This window comes from Pseudomonas sp. BIGb0381, assembly GCF_024809815.1.
Lineage (GTDB): Bacteria > Pseudomonadota > Gammaproteobacteria > Pseudomonadales > Pseudomonadaceae > Aquipseudomonas.
The window spans coordinates 362,282-373,466 of record NZ_JANUEN010000002.1 but is presented as its reverse complement, the minus strand read 5'-3'; the positions used below and the strand labels follow the sequence as shown (position 1 = coordinate 373,466).

General features: G+C 56.6%; 6 protein-coding genes. 5 read left to right on the top strand and 1 reads right to left on the bottom strand.

The window, feature by feature from the left end; translation table 11 throughout:
- The first annotated feature begins 175 nt into the window (after nt 1-175).
- The 5 genes from M2397_RS07995 to M2397_RS07975 all read left to right on the top strand — a co-directional run bounded on the left by M2397_RS07995 (nt 176) and on the right by M2397_RS07975 (nt 6,743).
- Nucleotides 176-3,673, top strand: coding sequence for a response regulator (locus M2397_RS07995; RefSeq protein ID WP_131696250.1), 3,498 nt, complete (start codon nt 176-178; stop codon nt 3,671-3,673).
- Entirely contained in the window at nt 3,674-4,504 is an 831-nt protein-coding gene (locus M2397_RS07990; RefSeq protein ID WP_405046410.1) for a CheR family methyltransferase, read from the top strand.
- Nucleotides 4,501-5,100 carry a chemotaxis protein CheB gene (locus M2397_RS07985; RefSeq protein WP_131696251.1) on the top strand — a complete coding sequence of 200 codons (600 nt, stop codon included), beginning with the start codon at nt 4,501-4,503 and terminating at the stop codon, nt 5,098-5,100. Before M2397_RS07990 ends, M2397_RS07985 begins: the two co-directional genes overlap by 4 nt.
- A complete protein-coding gene (locus M2397_RS07980; protein WP_259242600.1) occupies nt 5,094-6,287 on the top strand; it encodes a hybrid sensor histidine kinase/response regulator in 1,194 nt (397 codons plus the stop codon). Before M2397_RS07985 ends, M2397_RS07980 begins: the two co-directional genes overlap by 7 nt.
- Nucleotides 6,288-6,365: 78 nt before the next feature.
- Complete coding sequence (locus tag M2397_RS07975) at nt 6,366-6,743, top strand: response regulator (protein ID WP_057703059.1); 378 nt, start codon at nt 6,366-6,368, stop codon at nt 6,741-6,743.
- Nucleotides 6,744-6,844: 101 nt separating this feature from the next.
- Here the strand turns inward: M2397_RS07975 and M2397_RS07970 are convergent, their stop codons facing one another.
- On the bottom strand, nt 6,845-11,056 hold the full coding sequence (locus M2397_RS07970) for a YopT-type cysteine protease domain-containing protein (RefSeq protein WP_259242599.1): 4,212 nt from the start codon (nt 11,054-11,056) through the stop codon (nt 6,845-6,847).
- Nucleotides 11,057-11,185 lie beyond the last annotated feature (129 nt).

Below are 11,185 nucleotides of genomic sequence, written 5' to 3'. Positions count from 1 at the left end.
CCGGGAAGCAAGTGTCAGAAATCATATATGTAGGCATGCAGGCAGGGAGCGGGGGGAGGGAGTCTGATCAGGCAGACCGTCGCGCTTAATCTTCTATGTGCATCACAAAACGTAGCCCTCTACCGCCACTTTGGGGCAAACTCCCGGGTTTTCCATACTTGGCCAAGGCATGCCCATGACTCCCGCGTCGTCTGTCGATGAAAAGAGCTTTCGTACACTGCTCAGCCGAAACGTAGCGTTGCCCCTGGGTGTGGGCGTGCTCAGCGCGGTATTTTTCGTCTGCCTGATCACCTATTTGCTGTCAGTCATCCAATGGGTCGAGCACACCGACCGGGTGATCAATAACCTCAACGAATCATCTAAAATGACGGTGGACCTGGAAACCGGCATGCGCGGTTTCCTCATCACCGGTGACGAGCACTTTCTCGACCCGTACGAAGTGGCTAAGCCGCGGATCATTGCCGACCTGCGCAACCTGCAAGAGCTGGTGGCGGATAACCCACAGCAGGTGGACCGTCTCAAGCGCCTGGAAGCGTTGCAACTGGAGTGGAACAAATACGCCCAGTCAATGATTGATATGCAGCGCCAGAGTGGGGACTACCGCGGCGCGGTGAAGGCCGGCCGTGGCAAGCGCCTGACCGATGAGATCCGCAAGGAATACGAAGATGCGGTGGCGATGGAGCAGCAGTTCCGCATCACGCGCAATCAAGAAGTCACCCGCACCACCGTTATCAGTGTCACTTTGTATTTGGCGTTCGTGTTGGGGTTGAGTGGCTTCCTGGCCTATATAGGCCGTAAGAATTTACTCGCTCTTTCAGGTAGTTATAGCGCAAACCTCGCGTCACAACAGAAGATCGCACTGCGCCTGGAACAACAAGCCTGGCTACGCAATGGTCAGACCGAATTGGCCGAGCAAGTCCTTGGCCAACTGACCCTCAACATGCTGGGCCGCAATATCCTGCAGTTCTTCGCCCAGTACATGGGCTCGGCGGTGGCGGCGCTGTATGTGCGTGAAGAGCACGGCGGCCTCAGGCGCGTGGCGACGTATGGCTTCTCCCGGGAACAGGAACAGCTTGAACAGGCTATCTACAGCGACGAGGGGATCGTGGGCCAGGCCGCCCAGTTGGACCGGCTGATTCGCCTTGATGATGTGCCGGTCGACTACTTCAAGGTCAGCTCCGGCCTCGGCGAAGGCTCGACCCGTAGCGTGCTGGTGGTGCCCACCAGCGATGACGACCGTGTCAATGGTGTGATTGAGCTGGGCTTCCTGCGACCGCTGGAAGAGCGTGATGTAGAACTGCTGGAGCTGATCGCCGGTAATATCGGCACGTCAATCGAAGCGGCGCGCTACCGCCAACGCTTGCAGGAAGTGCTGGCCGAGACCCAGCAACTCAACGAAGAGCTGCAAGTGCAGCAGGAAGAACTGAAGACCGCCAACGAAGAGCTTGAAGAGCAGTCGCGCATCCTCAAGGAATCCCAGGCCCACCTGGAAACCCAGCAAGCCGAGCTGGAGCAGACCAACGAGCAACTGGCCGAACAGACCCAGACCCTGGCCGAGCAGCGCGATGCCATGGACCGCAAGAACGTCCAGCTCAACCAGGCCCAGCTCGAGCTGGAAGACCGCGCCGATGAGTTGCAGCGTTCCAGCAAGTACAAGTCCGAATTCCTCGCCAACATGTCCCACGAACTGCGTACACCGCTGAACAGTTCGTTGATCCTGGCCAAGTTGCTGGCGGAAAACCCCCAGGAAAACCTCAGCGCCGAACAGGTCAAGTTTGCCGAGTCGATCTATTCGGCCGGCAACGACCTGCTCAACCTGATCAACGACATCCTCGATATTTCCAAGGTAGAAGCCGGCAAGTTGGAAGTGCGCCCGGAAAACTCCAGTGTGGCGCGCCTGGTCGATGGCTTGCGCGGGATGTTCGAACCGTTGGCCGCTGACCGTAAGCTGGGCTTCCAGGTGGAGGTACAGAACGGTGCGCCGGTGATGCTGTTTACCGACCGCCAGCGCCTGGAGCAGATCCTCAAGAACCTGCTGTCCAACGCGGTGAAGTTCACTGAGCAGGGCGAAGTGAGCCTGTCGGTGTCCCGTGCGCCGGGCGAGGGCATTGCCTTTACCGTGCGTGATTCGGGTATCGGTATTGCGCCGGACCAGCAGGAAAGCATCTTCGAAGCTTTCCGCCAGGCCGATGGCACCACCAACCGCCGCTACGGCGGCACCGGCCTGGGCCTGTCGATTTCCCGCGACCTCGCCGCGTTGCTCGGCGGCTATATCAGCGTGACCAGCGAGCCCGGCAAAGGCAGCACCTTTACCCTGGTGCTGCCGGAGCAGTATGTCGAACGCGAGGAAGACGCCGCGCCGATCGAGCAACCGCGTCAGGTCGTTGCCGCCCCCGCGCCCAAGCCCATCGCGATCTCACCGCTGCCGGTTGCCGACGCCAAGCAGATCCCGCGGTTTGCCGACGACCGCGACAAAGCGCCGTTCACCAGTCGTTGCATCCTGGTGGTGGAGGATGAACCGAACTTCGCGCGCATCCTGTTCGACCTGGCCCATGAGTTGGGTTACCAGTGCCTCGTGGCCCATGGCGCGGACGAAGGCTACAGCCTGGCCGAGGAATACATCCCCGACGCGATCCTGCTGGACATGCGCCTGCCGGACCATTCCGGCCTCACCGTGCTGCAACGCCTCAAGGAGCACGCCAACACCCGCCACATCCCGGTGCATGTGATTTCCGTGGAAGACCGCGTCGAAGCCGCCATGCACATGGGCGCTATCGGCTATGCGGTAAAACCCACCACCCGCGAAGAGCTCAAGGACGTGTTTGCGCGTCTGGAAGCCAAGCTGACCCAGAAGGTCAAGCGCGTGCTGCTGGTGGAGGACGATGACCTCCAACGCGACAGCATTGCCCGCCTGATCGGCGACGATGACATCGAGATCACCGCCGTGGGCTTCGCCCAGGAAGCGCTGGACCTGCTACGCAACAACGTCTACGACTGCATGATCATCGACCTCAAGCTGCCGGACATGCTGGGCAACGAGTTGCTCAAGCGCATGGCCACCGAAGATATCTGCTCGTTCCCGCCGGTGATCGTCTACACCGGCCGCAATCTCACCCGTGATGAAGAGGCCGAATTGCGCAAGTATTCGCGCTCGATCATCATCAAGGGCGCCCGCTCACCGGAGCGCCTGCTCGACGAAGTCACACTCTTTCTGCACAAAGTCGAATCCCAGCTGTCCCATGACCGCCAGAAGATGCTCAAGACCGCCCGCAGCCGCGACAAGGTTTTCGAAGGACGCAAGATCCTGTTGGTGGACGACGATGTGCGTAACATCTTCGCCCTGACCAGCGCCCTGGAGCACAAAGGCGCCGTGGTGGTGATCGGCCGTAATGGCCGCGAAGCCATCGAGAGACTCAATGAAGTCGACGATATCGACCTGGTGCTGATGGATGTGATGATGCCGGAGATGGACGGCTACGAGGCCACCGCCTTGATCCGCCAGGACCCGCGCTGGAAGAAACTGCCGATCATCGCCGTGACGGCCAAGGCCATGAAGGACGATCAGGAGCGTTGCCTCGCGGCGGGCTCCAACGATTACCTGGCCAAGCCGATCGACCTGGATCGCCTGTTCTCGCTGATTCGCGTATGGCTACCCAAGATGGAACGCATTTAAGTGGAGCAACGTTTTTTGGAGAAAAGCAGCGATATTGAGCTGCGCCTGTTGATCGAGGCGATTTACCTCAAGTACAGCTACGACTTTCGCGACTACTCCGGCGCGTCGGTCAAACGCCGCGTGGCTCATGCCTTGCGCCAGTTCGACTGCGCCACGATTTCGGCGCTGCAGGATCGGGTGCTGCATGACCCGGCAGCGTTCATGCAGTTGCTGCAATTTCTGACGATCCCGGTGAGCGAGATGTTTCGCGATCCCTCGCACTTCCTGGCGATCCGCCAGGAAGTGGTGCCGCTGCTCAAGACCTACCCGTCAATCAAGATCTGGATCGCCGGTTGCAGCACGGGGGAGGAGGTGTACTCCATGGCCATCCTGCTGCGTGAAGAGGGCTTGCTGGAGCGCACGATCATCTACGCCACGGACATCAACCCGGCGTCCCTGGATAAAGCCAAGCAGGGCATTTTCTCGCTGGAAAATGTGCGGGCCTACACCGCCAATTATCAACAGGCCGGGGGGCAACGATCATTTGCCGACTACTACACGGCGGCCTACGATTACGCAATCTTCGACAAGACGCTGCGCGAGAACGTGACGTTTGCCGATCACAGCCTGGCGACCGACAGTGTATTCTCAGAAACTCAATTAATTTCATGCCGTAACGTATTGATTTACTTCAATAAAAAGTTGCAGGATCGAGCATTCGGATTGTTTCATGAGTCGCTGTGCCATCGCGGCTTCCTGGTGCTGGGCAGCAAGGAAACCCTGGATTTTTCCGCCTACAACAAGCAATTCGAACCCTTGGTCAAACAGGAACGGATCTACCGAAAATCATGAGCGACGTTGCAGCCAACCCGATTCGCGGGATTGAAGCCATCGTCGTCGGCGCTTCCGCCGGCGGCGTCGAAGCGTTGCTGAGTATTTTCAGCGAACTGCCCGAGTCCTTCGGCCTGCCGATCATTGCCGTCTTGCACCTGCCGGATGAGCGCCGCAGCCAACTGGCGGAAGTCTTTGCGCGGCGCTTGCCCATCCCCGTGCGCGAAGCGCGGGACAAGGAGGTAATCGATGCAGGCACGCTTTATTTCGCCGGACCCGGCTATCACCTCTCGGTAGAGCATGACCGCAGCCTGTCCCTGAGCCAGGAAGACCGGGTACACCATTCCCGGCCGGCTATCGATTACCTGTTCGCCTCGGCCGCCGACGCCTATGGCAAGGGGCTGCTGGCGATTCTCCTGACTGGCGCCAACCACGACGGCGCCCACGGGCTGGCCCATGTCAAGCACTCGGGCGGCACCACCGTGGTACAGGACCCCAGTGAAGCTCGGATTGCCGTGATGCCGCAGGCGGCCCTGGCCTTGCATATACCCGACCATATTCTGACTTTGAGCCGCATTGCCGCATTGCTGGCTTCCCTGGAATCCTCCCCATGTTAAGTACTGTCCAGGCCAAACTGCTGATCGTCGACGATCTGCCGGAAAACCTGCTGGCCCTCGAAGCGCTGATCAAGCGCGAGGATCGCCAGGTCTTCAAGGCATTGAGCGCCGACGAGGCCTTGTCCCTGTTGCTGGAGCACGAGTTCGCCCTGGCGATTCTTGATGTGCAGATGCCCGGCATGAACGGGTTCGAGCTGGCCGAACTGATGCGCGGCACCGAAAAAACCAAGAACATTCCGATTGTGTTCGTCAGCGCCGCAGGCCGTGAGCTCAATTACGCCTTCAAGGGCTACGAAAGCGGCGCCGTGGATTTCCTGCACAAACCGCTGGATATCCACGCGGTGAAGAGCAAGGTCAATGTGTTCGTCGACCTGTACCGCCAGAGCAAGGCGATGAAACTGCAGGTGGAAGCGCTGGAGCGCAGCCGTCGCGAGCAGGAGCTGTTGCTGACGCGCCTGCAGGCCACCCAGGCCGAGCTGGAGCAGGCAGTGCGCATGCGGGACGACTTCATGTCGATCGTCGCCCACGAAGTGCGTACGCCACTTAACGGCCTGATCCTGGAAACCCAGCTGCGCAAGATGCACCTGGCGCGGGATAACGCCGCCGCGTTCACCCTGGACAAGATGCACGCCATGGTCGACCGCGACGAGCGTCAGATCCAGAGCCTGATCCGCCTGATCGAAGACATGCTCGACGTCTCGCGTATCCGCACCGGCAAATTGTCGATTCGCCCGGGGCGCTTCGACCTGACGCAACTGGTAAGCAACCTGGTGGAGAATTTCGCTCCGCAAGTGGCTGCCGCCGAATCGTCGATGCAACTGGTTGCCGGTGGACCCGTGGTGGGCAACTGGGATGAGTTCCGTATCGAGCAGGTGATCACCAATCTGCTGACCAACGCCTTGCGCTACGGGGCCAAGAGCCCGGTGGAGGTGCGCGTGTACAGCGAACATGGCGAGGCCCGGGTCGAGGTGCGCGACCATGGGATCGGCATCAGTGAAGCGAACCAGAAGCGTATCTTCCAGCAGTTCGAACGCGTGTCCGCCAGCCAGGTATCAGCGGGCCTGGGCCTTGGGCTGTTTATTTCAGAACAGATCATTGCAGCCCACGGCGGCACCATCGAGGTCGAGAGCCGGATAGGCGAGGGCGCGTTGTTTCGGGTGTGCCTGCCCCTTGAACAGTCGGAATGAAATCAATCGTCACCCCGACGCAACCTCTGCGTGACCCCATGGTCGTAATTGCAGCAATTGACCGGACAAAGGCTTCCCATGAGTGAAGATGCACAAGATGTCGTTCTGATCGTCGAGGACGACGAATCCATTATGTTTGTGCTGGGTGAGTACCTGGCCGGCCTGGGGTATCGGGTGTTGAAGGCGATCAACGGGGAGCAGGCCTTTGAAATCCTCGCCACCAAGCCGCACCTGGACCTGATGGTCACCGACTACCGTTTGCCCGGTGGGATTTCCGGCGTGCAGATCGCCGAGCCCGCGCTCAAGTTGCGCCCGGAATTGAAAGTGATCTTTATCAGCGGCTACCCGCAGGAAATTCTCGACTGCAACAGCCCGATCACGCGCAATGCGCCGATCCTGGCCAAGCCGTTTGATCTGGATACGTTGCAGGAGCATATACAGCGGTTATTGGCCTGATGGCGGGTCGGCGTCGAAAGTCCGACGCCGCTGCTTTCGCTTTCATAGGTTCAAGGTGTCAGTTTTTTCCTATTGGCATTGAGCGTAGGATGAGAGGTGCTTTAGCTCACCATAAATGCCGGCGGTATGTCCCCTTTGACATAAAAGACCTCTAACTCCTGCCCGTTCAATTTTTCAACGGCTTGCAGAAGGGTTGCTTTAGTGATTTTTTTATCCCCGACCAGTCTTTCCCCGTCTTTAAGAACGATATCGACCACCGTTCGAAATGCGTTCGGGTCTTGGGTGGTGTCGACAGTAAAGACGGGCACCTTCTTAGTGGGTGTTGAGTACTGAGTGGCAAAACTATTGGCTTTGGCCTTGCTCGCGCTGAATGACATGACTTCACCGCCACTGCCTGATGTTCTTGCCGTATGTTGGATAATCGCAGCCAGATAGTCGTCGCCGGAAGAGTCCGTTCCCGCTGCACGCCTGAGGCCGGTCGCGAGAGTATCCCCGGTAGCTGTATGCCCTCGAAATATTTGGGTTGGGACGGCGAAGTCAAATTTCTTCAATTCCTCAAGGGTTCGGACACTCGCCTTGGTCCCGGGGGTGGCAAGACGTTCATTGAGTAAACGAACCATGAACTTTTCAGCACTTCTTTCGCTGTCTGGTCGGATGGCGAGTCGTGCGTCATACAGCTTTTTAACATCCGTACTCAGCACACTATTTGTTCGCTGCCACGCATCAGTATGGTCGAAGACCTTGAACTCCAATTTAGCGGGGTCAGTACTATGAGTCACGTAGCCTGGCTCCAGTTTCTTGTCGCGAGTCAGTTTCTCCAGTGCCTTTTCCATGTCCTGTGCATTGGAAAATTTCGCAAGCCCATGATTAGGGTCATAGAAGTAGAAGCTCTTTCCTGTGTCATCAACCCTTACGCCAGCCGCCATGGCGTGACCAGGAGAGTCGATCATTATTGACTTGGATACGCTGGCGTCGGCCAGCTCATTCACGATGCCTTGAACCGTCTCCTGACGCACCGTCTGTTGAGCATGAAAAGCACTTCGCGCGCCGACTTGGGTTTGGATCTTGCTCAGTTTGGCAGTAAATTCTCTGGAGGCCGGATCGGCCGGGTAGGCCGCTGCACTGAGCATGTTCTTGATCAATAACCGTTCTTTGCCTTCTGCCATGGCGTCCGCCATGACACGTGACAGCGCGGCACATTGGCCATTGGACAATTGCCCGGTCTTGGAAAGGTATATGACTTGAGGCATAGGTATTACGCTGCCGAGCCCTGGTTCTATGGCATCGATAAAACGAGCTGAGCCAGCCCGACCGATTTGGTAAGAGAGATCGTCGAACCGCTTGAGCAGCATCCCGACCTCCTTGGCGGTAAGGTTTTTATTGCCAGCCAAGGTTATGATATCTGCGGGCTTCATGGAATTGGAGAACCCTCTGATAGTTTGGGGGTTTCCTGATTGGTATCCGCTTTCAAACTGAGCTTTTTGCGGTCCAGTGCGATGGTCGTTAACGGTCTTTTTCCAGCTTTTGACAACGGCCTCATCGAGTGTCTTTCGGGGGCTGTCCGCAGTCGCCCATTTCCCGAGTTCTGCCATTTGGTTCTGCAGCGAGGGCAAGAAATCCTCCAGCGGTGCGCCATAAGGTTTTAGTGACAAGGGATCAAGTGCGTACCACTTGTTATCTTTGAACGCTGCCGCACCCTCCATAACTTCGCCTTGATACTTGAAGGTACCCATCGACACGCTGTCCAGGCCGTTAGGAGCATTGAGCAAACTGCGGCTAGACATCTGTAGGGAATGAACACCGTCAGAGAGTGACGATGCTGCGGATCTCGCACCTTTCGTCAACAAGCGCGTCAGGTCCGCCACGTCAGCGAAAAGATTGGCGTCTTTAAGCACGGCGCCACCGAATTTCTTGACGCCTGTCAGTAGCCTCATAGCCGTTGTTTTACTGGTTCTGTTAACAATGCCGCTGCCTTTGGCGCCAGGATTATAAAGCGCTATCAGATCCAGCATTGCATCGCCGATGGCGTCGTCCCATTTACCCTCAATCGCGTTTTCGATAGCGGATTTGAACGGAATAATTACATTCAGAATGTCGTTGCTGAGTTTATTGTTTTTCCGGTACCGCTTCTCAAAGTTTGTTTCACCTGAAGCATTTGCCTCGAAACTGTCCTTGTCGCTGAAAAAATGCTCGCTGACGGTCTTGGCAATCGCATCGGTCTTCGCGGTAAAGAACGTCTTGAGTGGAGCAGTTGTCGAATTCGGTTCGTCGGCGCCGGAGGTGACTGACGCGGGCTGGATCATGACCCGATCAATAATGACGGGGACTTTTGGCGGTGGTAGGCCTCCATTCCCGATCCCATACTTATCCAGGTCAAACGGCAGCCGTTCAAACCCTTCGATATATTTATCGCCGTCTACCCCACGGAAGATACGGGTTGCACCGATCGGCAGATCGTCAGGCAGGTCGATTTTTTTGCGAATAGTCTGATCGCTTACAGAAAACTCATAGTAGGTGGATTTCTCGCCACGCACCGTTTTAAACAATATGCAATCGCGTCCAATTTTTTTGTATTGTTTTTGACTGATATCATCTTCTCTATCCTCATGCAGTGGTAGGCGAACGGAGTAAGCCGTTAATCCCCCGAATCCAAAGTTTTTTCGGTCTTCTAAAGGGAGTCGTGAAATTTGATTCTTTATACGCGAGGTAAAGGCTTTTTTTACCCCGTCGAAATAAGGCGTGAACGTTTCTTTAAATACTTCTTCGATATCGGGAAGCTCAACGAATTTAGGCTCGAGTTTTTTTAGTAGCTCCTTGTCAAAATCAGACCTGAGCGTATCGGCCTTGAGCCGACCCGACATATATAGATCAATAATCGAGTATGCTGTGCCACCTCTGTTTTGGCGGCCCAGCTTGATGAATTCTTTCTCGAGAGGGACGTGATCGCCCAGTACTTTTTTGAGTTCGGCTTCTGCCAAGGCTTTTCTGGTCGGCAGCGGTGAGGAGAACACCGCGAGGCGTGTACTCAGTTCTGTTATCTGCTCGTTGAATTTGCTCCGCGTGTGCTCAATCGCTGCTGGTTCGTAGTTGTCATCGTCATCCTTAATGAGAAAACCATTGACGATACCCCAGTCAACCATGGCGTTGCGTTCAGCAAGGGCGGCGTGCACCGATTGGCGCTCGCTGACCGCAGAGGTGTTGCCGAACTCGATGACTTGGTCAAATGTCATGGTCGCCGCAGTACCGGGCGCCTGTTGCTCAATGCGCGAAACGGCAGCACTGAACACAGCCCACTCGTTGGAACCGTACACCAGGTTCTCGGGCAACTGTTTGACCAGAAACTGCGGCGCGACCCGCGAGAGCAGCAAATAACCCCTCACGTCAGGGACATTGGCGTTTTCACGTTCTAGATGGTCATTGACCGCCGCGATGATCGCCGAAGCGGGTTTGCCCCAATTGTCGGGCTGGTTCAGGTCATAGCCTGCGATACGGTTGCGCTGTGTTTCGGGCGTGATGCCCAGTTCCAGTGCCACCGCTGTCATCAACCATTCATTGACACTGGTTGTGGTTGAAATGCCCTGCAGTTCGGCTTCCAATTTCTGACCCAGTGCCTGCGCCTGGGGGTTTGCGATCAACTGTTCGAGTACCTTGCGAGGGGTTACGGGTGATTCTGTGTTGGTGACAGCGTGTATGATCAAGGACTGAATGCTGGTATTAGCTGATTCGTTGACGATAGCGCGCACGCGGTCTTGCTGGAATTGAGCCAGGGGTACCGTCCGACCCAGCAGCCCCCCGAAATCACCCAACGCAGGCGGTGCGGGCAATGGCATGGCAATTTTCTGGGTCAATCGCAAGGTCTCTTGCCAACTGGTGGGTAACGGCAAACCCAGCGCCTGGATGTATCGTTCGGCGCTCATGCTTTGCCCTTCGAGAAGGTTGTTCTTGCGCGCAATGTAAGATTCTGGTGGCAGGGTTATCTGCAACGATCTAAGCCGCCGTTCAGTGCCATAGTATTGATGTTTCTGCAACTCACCTGTTTTAGTCAGGCCATCGATAAGTGCTTGTAGGCCAATGGCATCGGCCGCCGTCATCGAATTTTTTTGCAGAGGTGGTGGCAACTGATTCTGGACACTTTGTTGGGCGAGAAGCGATCTTTGCCCGATGCTCCGAATAGATTGTTGATTACGTATCGGATCGATGTCCCACTCGGAAGAAGATTCAGCAAGAGGCGTATGGGACGAGGCGGAAGTTGATGTTTGCGGGGTGCTCTGAAGATGCTGGCGGGGAAGAGTAACGCTATCGGATGAAATCATGAGGGGCATTCTCTGAGAGGCAAATGAACATACCCCGGGTGTTGTAACTGCGCCCGCGGTTTAACACTTGGTATTGGCATTAGCCTCTAACGTTCCAACTCTACCCTTTGCCGGAAGTTACTAAATGCG

What these genes read in the sequence shown, in the direction of transcription:
- M2397_RS07980 (WP_259242600.1), top strand. Translation starts at nt 5,094, where the DNA reads ATGTTAAGTACTGTCCAGGCCAAACTGCTGATCGTCGACGATCTGCCG.
- M2397_RS07970 (WP_259242599.1), bottom strand. Translation starts at nt 11,056, where the DNA reads ATGATTTCATCCGATAGCGTTACTCTTCCCCGCCAGCATCTTCAGAGC.
- M2397_RS07995 (WP_131696250.1), top strand. Translation starts at nt 176, where the DNA reads ATGACTCCCGCGTCGTCTGTCGATGAAAAGAGCTTTCGTACACTGCTC.
- M2397_RS07985 (WP_131696251.1), top strand. Translation starts at nt 4,501, where the DNA reads ATGAGCGACGTTGCAGCCAACCCGATTCGCGGGATTGAAGCCATCGTC.
- M2397_RS07975 (WP_057703059.1), top strand. Translation starts at nt 6,366, where the DNA reads ATGAGTGAAGATGCACAAGATGTCGTTCTGATCGTCGAGGACGACGAA.